The organism is Geodermatophilus sp. SMS 5-13, from assembly GCF_059428245.1.
This window is the reverse complement of sequence record NZ_CP165729.1, coordinates 4,660,412-4,678,664: the sequence shown is the minus strand read 5'-3', so window position 1 is coordinate 4,678,664 and position 18,253 is coordinate 4,660,412. Positions and strand designations below refer to the sequence as shown.

Annotated in this window: 17 protein-coding genes and 1 tRNA gene; 11 read left to right on the top strand and 7 right to left on the bottom strand. The window is 73.8% G+C overall.

Annotated features, from left to right (window positions below):
• Nucleotides 1–36 precede the first annotated feature (36 nt).
• Both AB3388_RS22650 and AB3388_RS22645 read right to left on the bottom strand, forming a co-directional pair.
• Entirely contained in the window at nucleotides 37–702 is a 666-nt protein-coding gene (locus tag AB3388_RS22650; RefSeq protein WP_495407569.1) for an ANTAR domain-containing protein, read from the bottom strand.
• A gap of 110 nt (nucleotides 703–812) precedes the next feature.
• The gene (locus tag AB3388_RS22645) at nucleotides 813–1,085 is read right to left on the bottom strand and encodes a mycoredoxin (RefSeq protein WP_495407568.1); all 273 of its coding nucleotides are present in this window, start codon (nucleotides 1,083–1,085) and stop codon (nucleotides 813–815) included.
• A 156-nt stretch (nucleotides 1,086–1,241) separates the two neighbouring features.
• Here AB3388_RS22645 and AB3388_RS22640 point away from each other — a divergent pair, with 156 nt between their 5' ends.
• The 5 genes from AB3388_RS22640 to AB3388_RS22620 all read left to right on the top strand — a co-directional run bounded on the left by AB3388_RS22640 (nucleotide 1,242) and on the right by AB3388_RS22620 (nucleotide 4,778).
• Nucleotides 1,242–3,260: an ATP-dependent helicase gene (locus AB3388_RS22640; protein WP_495407567.1), complete on the top strand. Its 2,019-nt coding sequence runs from the start codon at nucleotides 1,242–1,244 to the stop codon at nucleotides 3,258–3,260.
• 191 nt (nucleotides 3,261–3,451) lie between these two features.
• On the top strand, nucleotides 3,452–3,718 hold the full coding sequence (locus tag AB3388_RS22635; protein ID WP_495407566.1) for a hypothetical protein: 267 nt from the start codon (nucleotides 3,452–3,454) through the stop codon (nucleotides 3,716–3,718).
• Nucleotides 3,719–3,861: 143 nt separating this feature from the next.
• Nucleotides 3,862–4,194, top strand: coding sequence for a WhiB family transcriptional regulator (locus tag AB3388_RS22630; RefSeq protein WP_495407565.1), 333 nt, complete (start codon nucleotides 3,862–3,864; stop codon nucleotides 4,192–4,194).
• 82 nt (nucleotides 4,195–4,276) lie between these two features.
• A complete protein-coding gene (locus AB3388_RS22625; protein ID WP_495407564.1) occupies nucleotides 4,277–4,441 on the top strand; it encodes a hypothetical protein in 165 nt (54 codons plus the stop codon).
• 133 nt (nucleotides 4,442–4,574) lie between these two features.
• Nucleotides 4,575–4,778 (top strand): hypothetical protein, encoded by a 204-nt coding sequence (locus AB3388_RS22620; RefSeq protein ID WP_495407563.1) that lies wholly within the window; start codon nucleotides 4,575–4,577, stop codon nucleotides 4,776–4,778.
• A gap of 53 nt (nucleotides 4,779–4,831) precedes the next feature.
• On the opposite strand, the gene AB3388_RS22615 is transcribed toward AB3388_RS22620, so the two are convergent.
• The 3 genes from AB3388_RS22615 to AB3388_RS22605 all read right to left on the bottom strand — a co-directional run bounded on the left by AB3388_RS22615 (nucleotide 4,832) and on the right by AB3388_RS22605 (nucleotide 7,697).
• Nucleotides 4,832–6,154, bottom strand: coding sequence for an ABC1 kinase family protein (locus AB3388_RS22615; RefSeq protein ID WP_495407562.1), 1,323 nt, complete (start codon nucleotides 6,152–6,154; stop codon nucleotides 4,832–4,834).
• Between the two features lie 161 nt (nucleotides 6,155–6,315).
• Complete coding sequence (locus AB3388_RS22610) at nucleotides 6,316–7,434, bottom strand: ThiF family adenylyltransferase (protein ID WP_495407561.1); 1,119 nt, start codon at nucleotides 7,432–7,434, stop codon at nucleotides 6,316–6,318.
• A gap of 110 nt (nucleotides 7,435–7,544) precedes the next feature.
• The gene (locus AB3388_RS22605) at nucleotides 7,545–7,697 is read right to left on the bottom strand and encodes a DUF5679 domain-containing protein (RefSeq protein ID WP_448627102.1); all 153 of its coding nucleotides are present in this window, start codon (nucleotides 7,695–7,697) and stop codon (nucleotides 7,545–7,547) included.
• Between the two features lie 405 nt (nucleotides 7,698–8,102).
• On the opposite strand from AB3388_RS22605, the gene AB3388_RS22600 reads away from it, so the two are divergent.
• Complete coding sequence (locus AB3388_RS22600; protein WP_495407560.1) at nucleotides 8,103–8,759, top strand: M48 metallopeptidase family protein; 657 nt, start codon at nucleotides 8,103–8,105, stop codon at nucleotides 8,757–8,759.
• Nucleotides 8,760–8,762: 3 nt separating this feature from the next.
• On the opposite strand, the gene AB3388_RS22595 is transcribed toward AB3388_RS22600, so the two are convergent.
• Nucleotides 8,763–10,157: a zinc-dependent metalloprotease gene (locus tag AB3388_RS22595; protein WP_495407559.1), complete on the bottom strand. Its 1,395-nt coding sequence runs from the start codon at nucleotides 10,155–10,157 to the stop codon at nucleotides 8,763–8,765.
• A 134-nt stretch (nucleotides 10,158–10,291) separates the two neighbouring features.
• On the opposite strand from AB3388_RS22595, the gene AB3388_RS22590 reads away from it, so the two are divergent.
• From AB3388_RS22590 to AB3388_RS22580, 3 genes are all read left to right on the top strand, one after another.
• Complete coding sequence (locus AB3388_RS22590; RefSeq protein WP_495407558.1) at nucleotides 10,292–11,317, top strand: YlbL family protein; 1,026 nt, start codon at nucleotides 10,292–10,294, stop codon at nucleotides 11,315–11,317.
• Between the two features lie 177 nt (nucleotides 11,318–11,494).
• A complete protein-coding gene (locus tag AB3388_RS22585; protein ID WP_495411479.1) occupies nucleotides 11,495–14,449 on the top strand; it encodes a UPF0182 family membrane protein in 2,955 nt (984 codons plus the stop codon).
• A gap of 74 nt (nucleotides 14,450–14,523) precedes the next feature.
• Nucleotides 14,524–14,600 (top strand) — tRNA-Met (locus tag AB3388_RS22580).
• A gap of 119 nt (nucleotides 14,601–14,719) precedes the next feature.
• Here the strand turns inward: AB3388_RS22580 and arcC are convergent.
• On the bottom strand, nucleotides 14,720–15,763 hold the full coding sequence (arcC, locus tag AB3388_RS22575; protein ID WP_495407557.1) for a carbamate kinase: 1,044 nt from the start codon (nucleotides 15,761–15,763) through the stop codon (nucleotides 14,720–14,722).
• A 238-nt stretch (nucleotides 15,764–16,001) separates the two neighbouring features.
• On the opposite strand from arcC, the gene AB3388_RS22570 reads away from it, so the two are divergent.
• A complete protein-coding gene (locus AB3388_RS22570; protein WP_495407556.1) occupies nucleotides 16,002–17,222 on the top strand; it encodes an arginine deiminase in 1,221 nt (406 codons plus the stop codon).
• A gap of 18 nt (nucleotides 17,223–17,240) precedes the next feature.
• Nucleotides 17,241–18,242 carry an ornithine carbamoyltransferase gene (argF, locus tag AB3388_RS22565; protein WP_495407555.1) on the top strand — a complete coding sequence of 334 codons (1,002 nt, stop codon included), beginning with the start codon at nucleotides 17,241–17,243 and terminating at the stop codon, nucleotides 18,240–18,242.
• Nucleotides 18,243–18,253 lie beyond the last annotated feature (11 nt).

The following is an 18,253-nucleotide window of genomic DNA, read 5'->3' as shown; positions in this document are numbered from 1 at the left end:
CGGCCAGCGCGGCGGGGGTGAGCGGTTGCGGGCGGGTCAGGAGCGGCCGTCCCCGGAGGCGCCGGGAGCGGCGCCGGACCGGGTGCGGGTGTGCTCCACGCGCCGGGAGAAGGACGACCGCGGCCGCGGGCCGGGCGTCACGGGGACGCCGGCCACGAGGACGCCGGGAGCGGCGGTCGCCAGCTCCGGCGCGCAGGCCTCGGCAGCGGCCGGACCGTCGGCGAGCGTGTCGAGGACCTCACGGGCCAGCTCGTGCACCGGGCGCCCCGAGGACCGGGCCGACGTCCGGAGCGACTCGAAGGCCGCGCGTGGTTCGACGCCGTGGCGCTCGGCCAGCACCCCGATCGCCCGCTCGGTCGAGACGCGGGCGGCCAGCGCGTGCTCCAGCTGGGCGACGGTGCGCTCGAGGGCGGCGATCCGCGCGTCCCGGGGATCCTCGGTGTCGGTCTCGGCGGCCGGGCCGCGAGCGGAGCGGCGCGCCGTCCGGTCGGGCTCGGGCTGGTTGCCGAGCGCCTCGCCGACCAGGTCGGCGAGGGACAGGCCCTCCAGCAGCGAGGCCACCGGATCGGACCCGCCGGGGGAGACCACCGACCAGCCGCGGGAGGTCCGGACGACGGCCACGGCCGGCGCGTCCTCCCCGGCCAGCGGGGCGAGGTCCGGGCACGCGGCAGCGGCGCTCGTGCGCTCGCTCCGCGTGCTCACCCCGGGGACCTCCACGGGTTGTGCCGGCCGCAGGGACCGGATCGACGCGCGACCGCGGTCGCGGCCCGCAACGGGGCGATCTTGCCCCTTGGGGGGCCGCGGGCCGGGGATCACGCGCCGTTCAACCTCGATGACTCTGTGAGCTGCTTCTTGACCTGGTCGATGCTGGGGTTGGTCAGCGCCGAGCCGTCGGCGAAGACCAGGGTCGGGACGGTCCGGTTGCCGCCGTTGGCAGCCATGACGACGTCCGCCGCCGACTCGTCGACCTCGATGTCGACCTCGGCGTACTCGATCCCTTCCCGCTGCATGAGCTTCTTGAGCCGGACGCAGTATCCGCACCAGGTGGTGGTGTACATCGTCACGGCGGACGCAGCGGCAGACATCGGTGGGGATCCTCCCTAATGGTTCGGCGTGGGTCCACCCCGGGGTGTGCACGGGGTACCCGAAAGGGCAACACGACTCCCCTGGGGATGCTTCCCGACGATGTCGCCGGCGGCTGGGAGGATCGCAGTCGACACGGTCAGCAGAGGGGAGCCGGGATGCCGCAGAGCGGCGCGGACACGGGCACCGTCTCCGGTGCGGAGGCGGTGCTGGCCGGGCTGGACGACGAGCAGCGCGCCGCGGCGCAGGCCGTCTCCGGTCCGGTCTGCATCCTCGCCGGCGCCGGCACCGGCAAGACCCGCACGATCACCCACCGCATCGCCTACGGGGTCCACCTCGGCGCGTTCGTCCCCGAGCAGGTGCTCGCGGTGACCTTCACCGCACGGGCGGCGGGCGAGCTGCGCGGCCGGCTGGCGGGTCTCGGCGTCGGCGGGGTCCAGGCGCGCACGTTCCACGCCGCGGCGATGCGCCAGCTGCGCTACTTCGCGCCGCGGGTGCTGGGCGGCCCGATGCCCGGGCTGGTGGAGAACAAGCTGCGGCTGGTCGCCTCGGCGGCCTCGCGGTCGCGGCTGTCGACCGACCGCGCCAGCCTGCGCGACCTGGCCAGCGAGATCGAGTGGGCCAAGACCACCCTCGCCACCTCGGAGGACTACCCGGCCCGTGCGCAGGCCGCCGGCCGCGAGCCGCCGTTCGAGGCGGCCGCCGTCGCCGCGGTCTACGCGAGCTACGAGTCGGCCAAGCAGCGCGAGGGCGTGCTCGACTTCGAGGACCTGCTGCTGGTCACCGCCTACGCGCTCGAGGAGCACCAGGACGTCGCCCGGCAGGTGCGCGCGCAGTACCGGCACTTCGTCGTCGACGAGTACCAGGACGTCAACCCGCTGCAGCAGCGGCTGCTCGACGCGTGGCTCGGCGGCCGCGCCGAGGTGTGCGTCGTCGGCGACCCGAACCAGACGATCTACTCGTTCACCGGCGCCGACCCCGACTACCTGCTCGGCTTCGCCGACCGCTATCCCGACGCCGAGGTGGTCAAGCTCGAGCGCGACTACCGCTCCACCCCGGAGGTGGTCGGGCTGGCCAACAAGCTGATCGGGCAGGCGCCCCGCCGCCGGGGGCTGCCCGGGCTGCGGCTGCTCGGCCAGCGCGCCCAGGGGCCGGAGCCGGTGTTCCGCGAGCACCCCGACGAGCCGGCCGAGGCCGCCGCGGTGGCCGCCCGCTGCCGGGCGCTGATCGACGCCGGCATGCCCGCCGCCGAGATCGCCGTCCTGTTCCGGATCAACGCCCAGTCGGAGGTCTACGAGAACGCGCTGACCGACGCCGGCGTCCCGTACGTGCTCAAGGGCGGCGAGCGGTTCTTCGAGCGGCCCGAGGTCCGCGAGGCGATCGTCCTGCTGCGCGGGGCGGCGGCCGGCGGCAACGAGCCCGGCATGCTCGTGCCCGCGGTGCGCGACGTGCTCGCCTCCACCGGCTGGGTGGAGCACCGCCCGCCCCCCGGCGGCGCGGCGCGCGACCGCTGGCAGTCGCTGGCCGCCCTCGTCGACCTCGCCGTCGACCTGGTCGCCGAGAACCCGTCCCTGGACCTCGCCGGCTTCGTCGCCCACCTGGCCGAGCGGGCCGACGCCCAGCACGCGCCGACGGTGCAGGGGGTCACCCTCGCCTCGATGCACGCCGCCAAGGGCCTGGAGTGGGACGTCGTCTTCGTCGTCGGACTGGTCGACGGCGTGGTGCCGATCGCGCAGTCGCTGTCCCGGCCCGAGGCGGTGGAGGAGGAGCGGCGGCTGCTCTACGTCGCCGTCACCCGCGCCCGCGAGCAGCTGACCCTCTCCTGGTCGCTGTCCCGCAACCCGGGCGGCCGTCGGGCCCGTCCGCGCAGCCGGTTCCTCACCGGGCTCGCGCCGGAGTCCGCACCCACGGCGCCCCCGGCGCGGCGGACGGCGAAGAAGCCGAAGGTCGTGCTCGAGGGCGAGGCGGGGGAGCTGTTCGAGCGGCTGCGGGCCTGGCGCAGCCAGGCCGCCCAGTCGGCCTCGGTGCCCGCCTACGTCGTGTTCACCGACGCCACCCTGCAGGCGATCGCGGAGAGCCGCCCGGCCAGCCTGCGCGAGCTCTCCGGCCTGCCCGGGATCGGCGCCCGCAAGCTCGAGCTCTACGGCGAGGACGTGCTCGCCGCGGTGAGCGGCTGACCGCACACGGCGACGGCGAGACGGTGCGGGACCGTTTCCTCGTCCTCTTCGGGGAACACTTCGTTAATTGCGTTGACCGCCCCGACGCCGCCGCCCTACTGTCCTGTCTGCGCTCGGGGAGATCTCCGCGGGCGTCCACACTCCAGACGGCCGACAGGCCGCGCACCGACCCCGGAGAGGAGGGGGCACCGATGCTGAGCACACCGTTCGCGTTCGCCCCCGCCGGGGTCCTCGGCTCGGGGAGCGCTCTCGCGCGTCCGTACGCCTGCGCCGCCGTCCGCTCCGTCGCGCCCGTCGCCGTCGCCCAGGGGACCGGTGTGCCCTTCGCCGGCATGGCGCGGCGCCGCAGCGCGGTCCTCGAGGGCATCGCCCTGCCGACCACCCAGCACGACCCGATCACCCCGAACGACGGCACCACCCCCCTCGGGAACCACTCCCCGGGGAGACCGAAGAGCTAGCACCGCTCGCCGGTCCTCCTCGAGGCCGCGGAACCCGAACCCGGGATCCGCGGCCTTTCTCATGTCCGCGGCACCCGGGCCCCGACCACCGGTCGGCGGGCCCCCGCCGGCCGTCGCAGACGAGTACGAGGAGGAGAGCGGCAGTGCAGCCGACGATGTCCCACCGCCGTACCGGGCTCCCCCGGACCGGCGGCCCCACCCCGAGACGCGCGAGGGCGGCTCTGTCACCGGCTCCGACGCGGCGCCCGCTGCCGTGCCGGGTCGAGGACCCGGAGCTGTGGTTCGCCGAGAGCCCGGCCCAGCTGGAGCAGGCCAAGAGCTTCTGCGCCGACTGCCCGGTGCGCGCGGCCTGCCTGGCCGGCGCCCTGGACCGCGGCGAGCCCTGGGGCGTCTGGGGCGGCGAGATCTTCGAACGCGGCGTCGTGATCGCCCGCAAGCGACCGCGAGGCCGTCCCCGCAAGGAGGTGGCCGCGTGAGGCGCGCCCGACCGGCCGAACCCATCCGCAAGACCTTCCCCGCGCCCCGAGGGGGCCGGGACTCCCGACCGAAGGAACGATCATGAGCTTCCTCGAGCAGGACCTGGTCCGCAGCCACATCCGTGACCTGCAGGCCGACGCCAGCGCCGCGGCCCGCGCGCGCCGGCTTCGTGTGGCCCGTCGGTGGGCCCGCCGCGCGGAATCCGCGTCGCGGCGAGCCGCCCGGGCCAGCGCCGCCGTCCGCTGACGGCGTGCGCGACGGCGGGGAACCGGAGGAGCCGGGTCCCCGCGACCGCCGGGCCGGGTCCGGACGCTCCCGGTGCGTCCGGACCCGGCCCCTCCGCTTTCCCGGTGCGTCCGGTCTTGGCAGGGTGGACGGCGTGCTCCCCGACGAGCTGCGCTGCTCCGGCTGCGGCCGCACCGGCGCCGCGTCCGACGTGGTGGCCGGCTGGTCGCTGACCCGGCCCCCGCGGGCCACCGGCCGCACCGGCCCGCGGACGGCCGCCGAGGAGCGGCTCACGATGCTCTGCCCCGACTGCGCCCGCCGGCACGTCCGTGCGCTGGAGGCCCGGCTGGACCCGTGACCGGCGTCCCGACGAGCGGGGCCGGAGGCCTGCGTCGTCCGGTGGGACGACGATCAGGCGGCGAACCCGGGCAGCCACTCCTCGAGCACGCCCCGGAAGTCCCCGGCGGCGTCGAGCTGGCAGAGGACGCCGATCGACCCGATGGTCACCCGGTGGATGAGCAGGTAGGCCGGCGGCAGGTTCAGCTGGCGGCCGAGCCGGCTGGCCTCGTTGCGGGGGTCGGCGATCCGCGCCGCCTGCTCCTGCATCCATTTGCGGGTGAAGTGGAAGTGCGCGCTCTCGACCGGCGCGAGCAGCGGCCGCAGGTAGTCCAGGACGCCCTGGGCGTGGACCTCCACCCCCTGGCGGACGAAGCCCTCGACCCGCAGGTCGGCGAGCACCTCCTCGGCCCGGCCCTCCAGCGCCCAGCGCAGCAGCCGGCCGATCGGCTCGGGATGCCCGTCGGGCAGCCGGGCGGTGGCGCCGAAGTCGATGACGCCGAGCCGGCCGTCGCCGAGCATCCGGAAGTTGCCCGGGTGCGGGTCGGCGTGCAGCAGGCCGGCCCGCTCGGGCCCGGAGAAGTGCAGCACCGCCAGCAGCCGGCCGGCGTGGTCGCGCTCCTCCCGGGTGCCCGAGGCGATCACCTTCGACAGCGGCGTGCCGTCGATCCACTCCGAGACGATCACCTTCGGCGCGCTGGCCACCACCCGGGGGACGGCGATCTCCGCGTCACCGGCGTAGGCGGCCGCGAACGCGCGCTGGGCGTCGGCCTCCAGGCCGTAGTCGAGCTCCTCGACCACCCGGGCCTTGAGCTCGGCGATCAGCGGCTTGACATCCATGCCGGGGAACAGCGCGGCGAACACCCGCGCGAAGCGGGCGAGCTGGTTGAGGTCGGCCATCAGCGCGGTGGCCGCGCCCGGGTACTGGATCTTCACCGCGACGTCGCGCCCGTCGCGCCAGGTGGCGCGGTGCACCTGGCCGATGCTCGCCGCGGCCGCGGGGGCGTCGTCGAAGTCCTTGAACCGCTCCCGCCAGCGGCCGCCGAGCTGCTGGGCCAGCACCGCGTGCACGGTGCGCACCGGCATCGGCGGCGCTTCCTCCTGCAGCTTGACCAGCGCCTCGCGGTAGGGCGCGGCCACCTCGTCGGGCACCGCGGCCTCGAACACCGACAGCGTCTGGCCGAGCTTCATGGCCCCGCCCTTGAGCTGGCCGAGCACGGCGAAGAGCTGCTCGGCCGTGCGCTGCTGCAGCTCGGCGGTCACCGCCTCGGCGGGCCGGCCGGACAGGCGCTTGCCGATGCCGAGCGTGGCCCGCCCGGCAGCGCCCAGCGGGAGAGACGCCAGGCGTGCGGTCCGCGTGACCGATCCCCTCGGGATCCCCCGACCGTCCTCGCTCACGCGGCACTCCTCGCTGACCCTCGTCGGCCGCGTTCGCGGCGCTGCTGTGCCCTCGGTGAGCTCGCACGCTCGCTCACGGGGCGCTCCTCGCTGACGCTAATCGGCCGCGTTCGCGGCGGTGCGCTGCCCTGTCCTGCGCTCGCAGGGCTCGCTCACGCCGATCATTGTCCCTGTCCACCCCCACGGCCGCCGACGCACGTCCCCGGAGCGTCATCCGAAAGGGTCCGGAGCCCGTCCGGCGCGGCCGCGTCCAGGCAGCCGCACCCGGGGTGGGGGGGCCAGCGGCGCACGCGTGGGAGCAGCTCCGGCGGCGAGAGCTCGACCGTCGCCTCGAGAGCGGCCGGTGATCCGGCGCCGTCCAGGAAGGCCAGCGCCTGCACGGCCGCGGTCGCCGCGGTGAGCAGACAGGTGACCGCCGCGCCGCCGGCAGGGGGATCGCCGGCGGTCAGCTGCGCGGCCAGCTGCGGCCACCGCGGGTCGGCGTCCCGGCGGTGCAGGTCGGCGCACCGCAGGCAGCTGGTCACGCCCGGCACGACCAGCGGGCCGACGACGCCGGTCCGGCCGCGGACCGTGGCCACGAGGTGCGGGATGCCGGCGCGGTGCACCGCGGCGGCGAGCGGGTCCGACGCCGCCCAGGGCCGGGCCAGGACCACGAGGTCGGCGGTGGCGCCCGCGGGCAGCGGCCGCAGATCGGTGAGCGGGCTGACCCGCCGCACCGCGTCGGCCGCGGCGAGCGATCGGGGCCGGCCCTCGTCGGCGGCGGTCAGGCCGCCCACGACGGCGTCCCCGGCGGCGACCAGCCCGGGGTCGCGCACGCTGACCCGCCCGACGCCGCTGGCCGCCAGCAGCGCCGCGAGCGGTGCGCCGACGCGGGTGGCGCCCTCCACCACGACCGCGGCCGAGCGCCGCGCCCGCCAGCCGGCGGCGTCGCCGGCCAGCGCATCCGGCAGTTCCGCGGCGCTGCGCGCCCGCGCCGCCGGTCCGGCGTCGGCGGCGAGCAGGTCGGCCGGGTCGACGTCGAGCAGCAGCCCGGCCGACCGCAGCCCGCCGAGCAGCCCGCGGACCGCCCCGGGATCGAGCCCCTCGCGGTCGGCGTCGGCGAGGACCGCCCGCTGCGCGCGCCGCCCGTCGAGGCCGCGCAGCAGCGCACCCACCCAGTCGCCGTCCGCCGTGACGAGGAGCCCGTCGCGGGAGTCGACCCCGCCGACCTGGATGCCGTCGGGACCGCTGCGCAGCACCGGGACAGAGGCAGGGAGGAGGGGATGCGCGGTGTCGCTCACGGACGGCAGGGTGTCAGCGGCCGGGCCGTGATCGTTGCCGCCGTCCACAGGAACGCCGACGGCGGCGCCCCGCGCTGCGGGACGCCGCCGTCAGGGCGACAGGGGGTCGCTCAGGCCTTGCCGAGGATCCGGTTCATCTTGGTGCCGCAGACGGGGCAGGTGCCCTGCGCCATGCGCCGGCCGGACTCGCTGACCTTGACCTCACCCTCGAAGTCGCGCTTCTCCTTGCACTTCACGCAGTAGCCGTTGTAGCTGTCCGCCACGGTGTCTCCTCGTTCTCGAAGGCGTCCCACTGGCGCGCGGGGGCGCCATTGCGGGGCGACGCTACCCCCGCCTCCAGGCGCCTTCCCTGGTGCGGGGGGTGCCGAAACGGCGGCACCGGCGTCCAGGGCCGTCCCCAACCTGTGGACAACGGTGTGGACGGCGTGGGGACGGGTCGGCGTGTCCCTGTGCGGAACCTCGGGACGGCGACCCTGTCCCGGACCGCGGGAGCCCCGCGGAACCGTGCCTCCACCTGCGCGGACACCGGAACGGGCGGTTGTGGAACGGCGCCGTGTCCAGCCCATCGGGGGAGTGCGGCGCCGGGGATGTCCACCGACCGGACGAACCGGACCCGACAGGGTGCCGTCGTGCGCGCGGAACCGGCCGCCGGTGGTTACGGTGCCTCCGTGCCCGGCTCGACTTCCGCTCCCGACAGCCCCGCTCCGGCGGACCGCCTGCCGGCCGCTCGCGCGGTCGGCCGTGCCGTCGCCGCGGCCCGGGGTGCCCGCACCCCGGCGGGGGAGCTGCCGGCCGACGTCGAGGTCCGGCGCAGCGCCCGCCGTCGGCGCACCGTCACGGCGTATCGCGAGCTGGGCCGGACCGTCGTCCTCATCCCCGCGGCGTTCAGCCCGGCCGAGGAGCGGCGCTGGGTGGCGCAGATGGTGGCCAAGCTGCAGACCCGCGAGGAGCGCCGCCGGCGCTCGCTCGGCGGCGACGCCGAGCTGATGGCCCGGGCGCGGGCGCTCTCGGCCGCGCATCTGGACGGGATCCCGCAGCCGGTCAGCGTCCGGTGGGTGGACAACCAGCACCGCCGCTGGGGGTCGTGCACGCCCGCCGACGGCAGCATCCGGCTGTCGAGCCGGCTGCGCACCATGCCCGAGTACGTGGTCGACTACGTGCTCGTGCACGAGCTCGTGCACCTGCTCGAGCCCGGCCACGACGAGCGCTTCTGGGCGCTGGTGGCCCGCTATCCGAAGGCCGAGCGCGCCCGCGGCTTCCTCGAGGGCGTGGAGCTGGCCAACGCCGCCGGCCAGATGGGCGACGGCGTCGACCCCGTGGACTGACGGCTACGCCGGGGCGGGACCGTCCTCGTCGTCCTCGTCGCGCGGCTCCGCGGCCGGCTTCTTCGCGTCGTCGGCGGTGAGCGCGCTCAGCTCGTCGTCCATGCCCTGCCGGGCGACGAAGTCCAGCGGCTCGTCGAGGTCGTCCGACGTCGGCAGCAGGTCCGGGTGCGACCACAGCCGGTCGCGCTCCTCGATGCCGCGCTGCTGACCCAGGGCCGCCCAGACCGTCGCCGCGTCGCGCAGCCGGCGCGGCCGCAGCTGCAGCCCGACGAGCGTGGCGAACGTCTGCTCGGCAGGGCCGCCCGAGGCGCGGCGGCGGCGCATGGTCTCGGCCAGCGCGGAGTAGCCGGGCAGCCGCTCGCCGGCGGCCGCCGCGACCACCGTGTCCACCCAGCCCTCCACCAGCGCCAGCAGGGTCTCCAGCCGGCGCAGCGCCATCTGCTGCTCCGGGGTCTCCTCGGGCTCGAGCAGGCCGCTGCCGAGCAGCCGCTGGATCGCCTCGGGGTCGCTCGGGTCCAGGCCGCCGCCCATGCCGCCCATGGCCTCGGCGATGCCCCGCTCGATCGCCTCGCGGTCGACGTTGATGCCGCGGGCGTAGGCGTGGACGGCGTCGGTCACCTGCTGGCGCAGCCACGGCACGTGCGCGAACAGCCGCTGGGAGGCCGCCTCGCGCAGCGCCACGAACAGCCGCACCTCCTCGGCCGGGCGGCCGAGGCCGGCGGCGAACGCCTCGACGTTCTGCGGCACGAGCACGCCGCTGCCGGCGGGGGCCAGCGGCAGGCCGACGTCGGTGCTGGTGACCACCTCGTCGGCGAGCTTGCCGAGCGCCTGGCCCACCTGGGCGCCGAACATCAGCCCGCCCATCCGGCCCATGATCCCGGCGATCGGGCCGACCATGCTCGCCGCCTCCTGCGGCAGCGCGCTGGTCATCGCGGCCACCACGCGCTCGGCCAGCGGGTCGATGAGCGCGCTCCACGCCGGCAGGGTCTGCTCCACCCACTCGACCCGCGACCACGCCAGCGCGCGGTCGATCCCCGAGGGCAGGTCGGTGGCCTGGTCGAGCCACAGGTCGGCCAGCCGCAGCGCCTCGGCGACGGCGGCGCGCTCGGCCTCCGACGTCGGCTGGTGACCGGCCGCCAGCTGGCTGATCGCCCCCTGGCGGGCGAGGTCCCAGTTCACCGGGCCGCCGGACCAGCTCATCAGCTTCTGCAGCTCGGCGAACAGCGGCATCTTGCCGAGGAGGTCCTCGGGCGAGCCCGCGCCGGCGCCGCCGCCGAACAGGGCGCCGAAGCCGAACGGATCGGCGGGGGAGGGCTGGCGCGCGGGGTCCCTGCGCTCCGGATCGTTGCCCTCGGGGTCGCGGTCGGCGGGCCCGAAACCGAACGGCAGGTCGCTCATGCCCCCACCGTAGACGCGTGATCTTCCCGTGGCGGCCGGTCGCGTCCGCCCTGAGCGGACACCCCCGGAGGACGGCCTGCCGCGGGCCTGCGAGTGCCGGGGAGCCTCAGGTCCGTCGCCTAAGCTCGGCCGACGTGACCCGTCGGAGCGCCGTGGCGATGATCGGCGCCGTCCTGCTCGTGGTCTTCGGACTGCTCGGCGCGGCGGTGCCGGTGCCGTACGTGGCGGAGGTCCCCGGCCCCACCTACAACACGCTCGGCGACATCGACGGCACGCCGATCATCTCGGTCGAGGGACGCGACCGGAACGACGTCAGCGGCAACCTCAACCTGACCACCGTCGGCGTCAGCCGCGCCGGCCTGAGCCTGGTCGAGGCGGTCCGCGGCTGGTTCGACCCGGAGGTCAGCGTCGTCCCCGAGGAGTCGGTCTACCCGCCCGACCAGACCCAGGAGGAGACCCAGCAGCAGAACCGCGAGGCCTTCCTCACCTCGGAGGAGGCGGCGGAGACCGCGGCGCTGGAGCACCTCGGCTTCCCGGAGAAGGTCGTCGTCCAGGGCCTGTCGGACGGCGACTCGCCGTCCCGGGGCCGGCTCGAGGAGGGTGACGCGATCGAGGCGGTCGACGGCCGCCCGACGCCCGACACCGACGCCCTCGACGCCGTGCTGCGCTCCATCCCCGGCGGGACGACGATCGAGGTCTCCTACACCCGGCTCGGCAAGCCCGGGACGGCGACGCTCACCACCAAGGCGGCCGAGGACCGGGACGGGTCGCTGCTGGGCGTGCTGGTCCGGGAGGCGCCGTCGGCACCGTTCGACGTCGACATCGAGGTGCAGGAGGTCGGCGGGCCGTCGGCCGGGCTGATGCTGACCCTCGGCATCCTCGACCTGGTGGGGGAGGACGACCTGACCGGCGGGGACGTCATCGCCGGCACCGGGACGATCGACGTCGACGGCAACGTCGGCCCGATCGGCGGGATCCAGCTGAAGATGGTCTCCGCGCGCGAGATCGGCGCGACGCTGTTCCTCGTCCCCGCCGGCAACTGCGCCGAGGCGCTGCAGGCCCCGCAGCCCGGGCTGCCCATGGCGAAGGTGGCCACCCTCGACGACGCGCTCGACGCCCTCGCCGACGTCCGGGCCGGCCGGACGCCGCCCTCGTGCTGAGCCCCGTGCACCGGCTCCGTCCCGCGTGGGAGAGGCTGTCCGCCATCGCCGGACGGCGAGGGAACCACCGGCGGCCCGGTGCGTTGTCCTGAGATGACTGAGTCCTGAGACACAGGGGCCGGACAGGCCCCGCCGTGGCCCCGGCCACCCTGCAACTGAAGGAGACCGCTCGTGGCCATGCGGCCCCCCGTGTCGGTGCCCACGCTCTCGCGGCGCGCGAAGCTGGTCATCGGGGCCATCGCCGTGCTGCTGGTGCTGTTCACCGCCATCGGCACCCTGACCAGCGTCTACGTCGACTACCTCTGGTTCGACGAGACCCACTACACCGAGGTCTTCTGGACCGAGCTGCAGACCCGCGCGCTGCTGTTCGCGGTCGCGGGCGTGGCCACCGGTGGGCTGGTCGCGCTGGCGATCTACCTCGCCTACCGGTTCCGCCCGACGTTCCGGCCGATGTCGCTGGAGCAGCAGAACCTCGAGCGCTACCGGCAGTCGCTGGAGCCCCGGCGCACGCTGGTCCTCTCGATCGTCGGCGTGGTGCTCGGCCTGTTCGCCGGCTTCACCGCGCAGGGCAGCTGGGACACCTGGCTGACCTTCCGCAACTCCACGGACTTCGGCCAGGTCGACCCCGAGTTCGGCGTCGACCTGTCCTTCTTCGTCTTCGACTACCCGTTCTGGCGGCTGGTGCTGGGCTTCGCCTTCGCGATCGTGCTGCTGGCGCTGATCGGGTCGCTGCTGACCCACTACCTCTTCGGCGGGCTGCGGCTGCAGACGCCGGGCCAGAAGCTCACCGGCGCCGCGCGCGTGCAGCTGTCGGTGCTGCTCGGTCTGTTCGTCGCGCTCAAGGCGGTGGCCTACTGGCTGGACCGCTACGGGCTGGTCTACTCCGACCGCGGCGAGGTCTTCACCGGCGCCAGCTACACCGACGTCAACGCGCTGCTGGTCCCGAAGAACATCCTCGTGTTCGTCGCGATCGTCTGCGCCGTGGCGTTCTTCGCCAACATCGTCGTCCGCAACTTCCTGCTGCCGGCCGCGGCGCTGGTGCTGCTGCTGATCTCCAGCCTGGTGATCGGCGTGGCCTACCCCGCGATCGTCCAGCAGTTCGTGGTCAAGCCCAGCGCCGACCAGAAGGAGGCTCCGTACATCCAGCGGGCCATCCAGTCGACGCTGGCCGCCTACAACCTCTCCGACATCGACTACGTGGACTACGCCGAGGACACGAAGGGCGACTCGGTGGACACCGCAGCGGCGCAGGCCCAGCTGCGCAACGACACGCAGACCATCCCGAACGCCCGGCTGCTGGACCCGAACGTCCTCTCGGACACGTTCACCGCGCGCCAGCAGATCCGCAACATCTACGGCTTCCCCGAGAAGCTCGACATCGACCGGTACACGATCAACGGCGAGACCCGCGACTACGTGGTCGCCGTCCGTGAGCTGGACGTCGACAACCTCTCGGAGAACCAGTCCAGCTGGATCAACCAGCACACCGTCTACACCCACGGCAACGGTTTCGTCGCCGCGCCGGCCAACCAGGTCGTCGCGGGCCAGGAGGGCGGCGAGCCCAACTTCACCACCCGCGACCTGCCCACCACCGGAACCATCAAGGTGACCCAGCCGCGGATCTACTACGGCGAGCTGATGAACGACAACTACTCGGTCGTCGGCGCGCCCGAGGGTTCCGATCCGCGCGAGTTCGACCGCCCGGAGAGCGGCTCCGACGAGGGCCAGATCAACAGCACCTACGACGGCAAGGGTGGTGTCGCGATCGGCAGCTTCTTCCGGCGGCTGACCTTCGCGATCTACTACCGGGAGCGCAACTTCCTGCTCTCGGGCGCGGTCAACGACCAGTCGCGCGTGATGTACATCCGCGACCCGCGCGAGCGGGTGGAGAAGGCGGCCCCCTTCCTCGAGGTGGACGGCGACCCGTACCCGGCGGTGATCGGCGGCCGGGTGGTGTGGATCCTCGACGGCTACACGACGTCGGACTCCTATCCCTACGCGGAGCGGATGGAGCTGGGCCAGGCAGCCCAGGACTCGCTCACCGGCGCCGGCACCGCCGCGCTGCCCGACGAGCAGTTCAACTACATCCGCAACTCGGTGAAGGCGACCGTCGACGCCTACGACGGCACGGTGACGCTGTACGCGTGGGACCCGGACGACCCGGTCCTGCGCACCTACGAGAAGGCCTTCCCGGGGGTGATCCAGCCGCGCGAGAAGATGAGCGACGAGCTGGTCAGCCACGTCCGCTACCCGGAGGACCTGTTCAAGCTGCAGCGGGACATCCTCACCCGCTACCACGTCTCCGACCCGACCGACTTCTACAACCAGAGCGACCGGTGGCAGGTCCCCGACGACCCGACCCAGGACACCCAGGACGCCCAGCCGCCGTACTACATCCTCGCCCAGCGGCCGGGTGACCGGACGGCGAGCTTCCAGCTCACCAGCGCGCTCAACGCCTTCCGGCGGGACAACCTGTCGGCGTTCATCTCCGCCTCGAGCGATCCGCAGAGCTACGGCGAGATCCAGGTGCTGCGGCTACCGGGCAACACGCCGTTCCGCGGCCCACGCCAGGTGCAGCAGTCGTTCATCACCAACAACCAGGTCAGACCCGACCTGACCCTGTTCAACAGCCAGGAGTCCCGGGCCGTCTTCGGCAACCTCCTGACGCTGCCGATCGGGGAGAACGGCCTGCTCTACGTCGAGCCGCTCTACGTCCAGGGCCGCGGGGAGAACTCCTTCCCGCTGCTGCAGAAGGTGCTGGTCAACTACGGCGACCGGGTCGGCTACGCCGACACCCTCGGCGAGGCGCTCAACCAGGTCTTCGGGGCCGGGGCGGGGTCCTCGGCCGTCGACAGCGGCGGCACGGCACCGGACGACGGGACCGACGGCGGGACGGCGACGCCCACACCCACGCCGCCACCGACGCCCACCCCGGCGCCGGCGCCGGACGCCGGCGGCGGCGGGAGCAACCCGGACCTCGACCAGGCGGTCGCGGACATCAACAGCGCGCTGAAGGCCTACCAGGATGCGCTGCGCAGCGGCGACTTCGCCGCCACCGGCGAGGCGCTCGACCGGCTGCAGAAGGCGGTCGACGCATACCAGACGGCCCAGGCGGCCGCACCCACCGGGTGAGCCCGGGCGGGCGCGGCAGGGTGACGAAGCCCTCGCCGCGCCCGCCCGGAACCCTGGTACCGTGGTCTTTGCGACGCGGGGTGGAGCAGCTCGGTAGCTCGCTGGGCTCATAACCCAGAGGTCGCAGGTTCGAATCCTGCCCCCGCTACCACCACGAAGGACCCCGGCCCGATGGGCCGGGGTCCTTCGTCATTCCGGGGTCGGTCCGTTGCGCAGGAACGTGCGGACGGCGAGCCCGCGGCGGTGGGCGTCCGCGGTCGCCCGGTCGGCTCAGCCGGCACCGTCCGCCGTCGGTTGCGGGCCGACCCGCTCCCGGATGTCCTCCGTGGCGCTCACGGGGAGCCGTGGCCGGGGAACGTCGCCCCGGTCGGCCTCGTGGGTCGGCCCCCGGGCCGCATCGCCCTCCGCCACCACGTTGGTGCCGCCGTCCCCCGCGACGATGCGGGTGATGTCGGCGAGTGCGCCGATGGCCGCGCGCCGGCCGGTCTTCCTCACGAACCGGGACGCGGCCTCGACCTTCGGGCCCATGGATCCCGCTGGGAACGTGCATCGGGACAGCTCTCCGGGCGTCGCCGAGGTCAGGCGCCGCTGCTCCGGCGTGCCCCAGTCGAGGTACACGCCGTCGACGTCGGTGGCCATGATGAACAGGTCCGCACCCACGTCCTCGGCCACCAGCTCGCTCGCGAAGTCCTTGTCGATCACCGCCTCCACACCGACGAGCTCACCCGGACCGGAGGAGGGGTGCATCGTGGGGATGCCGCCTCCGCCGGCGCAGATGACCACGGCTCCTCGGTCCAGGAGCCAGCTGATCGGCTCGATCTCCAGGACCTGGCGGGGCTCCGGCGAGGGCACGACCCGACGCCACGCCTCGCCGTCCTGCCGGAACGTCCAGCCCTTCTCCGCCGCCAGCGCTTCGGCCGCGTCCCGGGTGTAGACGGGACCGACGAACTTGGTGGGTGCCGAGAATGCGGCGTCGGCCGGATCCACAACGATCATGGTGAGCAGGGTGACCACCTGACGCTCCGGCGGCAGCTGAGTTCTGAGCTCCTGCTGGATCAGGTACCCGATCATGCCCTGGGTGCCGGCGTCGAGGACGTCCAGCGGGTACGGCTCTGCACCCCGGTAGGCCTCCGCCTGCAGCGACAGCAGCCCCACCTGCGGCCCGTTGCCGTGGACGACGACGATGCTGTGCCGGCCGGCGAGCGGGGCGATCGCCTCTGCCGCGACCCGCACGTTGCGGCGCTGCACCTCCGTGGTCATGGGATCCGAACGACGCAGCAACGCGTTGCCGCCCAGCGCGATGACGATTCGCACAGCCGCCCCCTGCACCGCATCGACGAGCCGCCCCGACGAGGGACGTGGTCGCGCCCGGTCCTGGTCACCGGTCTCGCACCACCGGCGGGCGCGACCAGAAGCTACGCGGGTCGGCGGCCGCTGTAGTTCATCCAGTCGAGATGAGGAATCCCCGCCGTGACCCGGCAAGACTCCTCGATGCGTCCGGAGGCCGACGGAGGGGTCGGGTCCGAACAGGCCGCCATGTGAGGTGATCGCCATGTCGCTCGGCGTGCACTCCGAGGTCGGAAAGCTCCGGAAGGTGATGGTGCATCGGCCCGGCCTGGAGCACACCCGGCTGACCCCGTCGAACGCCGAGGAGTTGCTCTTCGACGACGTGCTGTGGGTCGACCGGGCCCAGTCGGAGCACGACGCCTTCAGCGCGGTCATGCGGGAGCGCGGGGTCGAGGTGTACGAGGCCGAGCGGCTGCTCGCCGAGGCACTCGTCGAGGCCGACGCCAAGGAGTGGGTCTGCCGCCACATCCTGAACGAGCGCGAGGTCGGCGTCGGCGCCTCGGCGCGGGCGCGGGAGTGGGTCGACGAGGCCGAGCCGGCGCTGGTGGCGGACTTCCTGATCGGCGGGATCACCAAGGCCGACGTGGCCCGGGACCTCGGGCTGGTGTGGCAGTCCAGCACGTCCACGACCATGCTCCTGCCGCCCCTGCCCAACTTCATCTTCCAGCGTGACCCCTCGTGCTGGATCTACGACGGCGTCACGCTCAACCCGATGACCAAGCCGGCCCGCAAGCCGGAGACGATGATCATGGAGGCGATCTACCGCTTCCACCCCATGTTCAGCACCGAGAAGTTCCCGACCTGGCTCGGTGGTGCCGACGAGGACTGGGGCCGCACCCACGTCGAGGGCGGTGACGTCCAGCCGATCGGCAACGGCGCGGTCATGATCGGCATGGGGGAGCGGACCACCCCGCAGGCGGTGCTGTGGATCGCCCGCTCGCTGTTCCGGTCCGGCTCGGCCGGCGTGGTGCTCGCGGTGCTCCTGCCGAAGTCCCGCAGCTACATGCACCTCGACACGGTCATCACGATGTGCGACCGGGACCTGGTCACCGCCTACCCACCCGTGGTCTCCGGGGCGCGGATCTGGAAGATCCGGCCCGGCGACGCCGCGGACGATCTCGTCGTCGAGGAGGCGCACGGGTCGCTGCCCCGGGTCATGGGGGCCGTCCTCGGAGTCGGGGACATGCGGGTCATCGAGACCGGCGGGGACGCCTTCGGAGCCGAGCGCGAGCAATGGGACGACGGCAACAACGTCGTCGCCCTCGAGCCCGGCGTCGTCGTCGCGTACGAGCGCAACACCAGCACCAATGCCGCGCTGCGCGAGGCGGGCATCGAGGTGCTGCCCATCGAGGGCTTCGAGCTCGGGCGTGGTCGCGGCGGCGGCCACTGCATGACCTGTCCCCTGCAGCGCGACCCCGCTTTCTGAGCCGACCGGGAGCTCCGCATGGCGTTCAACCTGAAGAACCGCAGCTTCCTCAAGGAGATCGACTTCGAGCCCGGCGAGCTGCGCTACCTGCTGCGCCTCGCCGAGGCCCTGAAGCTCGCCAAGTACGCCGGCACCGAGGTCCAGCGCCTCGACGGCAAGGAGATCGCGCTCATCTTCGAGAAGACGTCGACCCGGACCCGCTCCGCGTTCGAGGTCGCCGCCTACGACCAGGGCGCGCACGTGACCTACCTCGACCCGTCCGGCTCCCAGCTGGGGCACAAGGAGTCGATCGCCGACACCGCCACCGTCCTCGGCCGCATGTACGACGCGATCGAGTTCCGGGGCAACGAGCAGGACGACGTCGAGGCCCTCGCGGCACACGCCGGCGTGCCGGTCTACAACGGGCTGACCAACGAGTGGCATCCCACCCAGATGCTGGCCGACTTCCTCACCATGCACGAGACCAGCGACAAGCCCTATGACCGGCTCGCGTACGCGTACGTCGGGGACTGCCGGTTCAACATGGGCCGTTCGCTGCTGGTCATGGGCGCGCTGATGGGCAGCGACGTCCGGCTCGCCGGGCCGGCCGAGCTGCACCCGCCCAAGGACGTCGTCCAGCTCGCCGAGGAGATCGCCGGCCGGACCGGTGCCCGCGTCACGGTGACCGACGACCCCGCGGACGCCGTCGCCGGCGTCGACTTCGTGCACACCGACGTCTGGGTCTCGATGGGCGAGTCCAAGGACGTCTGGACCGACCGGGTCGGATTGCTGGCTCCGTACCAGGTGAACGCCGACCTGCTGGGGAGGTCCGGGAATCCGGCGGTCAAGTTCATGCACTGCCTGCCGGCCTTCCACGACTCCAACACGGTCGTCGGCGCCGAGATCATGGGCCACACTGGCATGAGCTCCGGTCTCGAGGTCACGAACGAGGTCTTCGAGTCCGCCGCCAGCATCGTCTTCGACCAGGCCGAGAACCGACTGCACACCATCAAGGCGGTCCTCATCGCCACGCTCGCCTGACCACACCCCGC

Excerpts from the sequence above, each read along its gene's own strand:
- AB3388_RS22640 (WP_495407567.1), top strand. The coding sequence starts at position 1,242 with ATGCCGCAGAGCGGCGCGGACACGGGCACCGTCTCCGGTGCGGAGGCG.
- AB3388_RS22595 (WP_495407559.1), bottom strand. The coding sequence starts at position 10,157 with ATGAGCGACCTGCCGTTCGGTTTCGGGCCCGCCGACCGCGACCCCGAG.
- AB3388_RS22635 (WP_495407566.1), top strand. The coding sequence starts at position 3,452 with ATGCTGAGCACACCGTTCGCGTTCGCCCCCGCCGGGGTCCTCGGCTCG.
- AB3388_RS22570 (WP_495407556.1), top strand. The coding sequence starts at position 16,002 with ATGTCGCTCGGCGTGCACTCCGAGGTCGGAAAGCTCCGGAAGGTGATG.
- argF (WP_495407555.1), top strand. The coding sequence starts at position 17,241 with ATGGCGTTCAACCTGAAGAACCGCAGCTTCCTCAAGGAGATCGACTTC.
- AB3388_RS22645 (WP_495407568.1), bottom strand. The coding sequence starts at position 1,085 with ATGTCTGCCGCTGCGTCCGCCGTGACGATGTACACCACCACCTGGTGC.
- AB3388_RS22625 (WP_495407564.1), top strand. The coding sequence starts at position 4,277 with ATGAGCTTCCTCGAGCAGGACCTGGTCCGCAGCCACATCCGTGACCTG.
- AB3388_RS22585 (WP_495411479.1), top strand. The coding sequence starts at position 11,495 with ATGCGGCCCCCCGTGTCGGTGCCCACGCTCTCGCGGCGCGCGAAGCTG.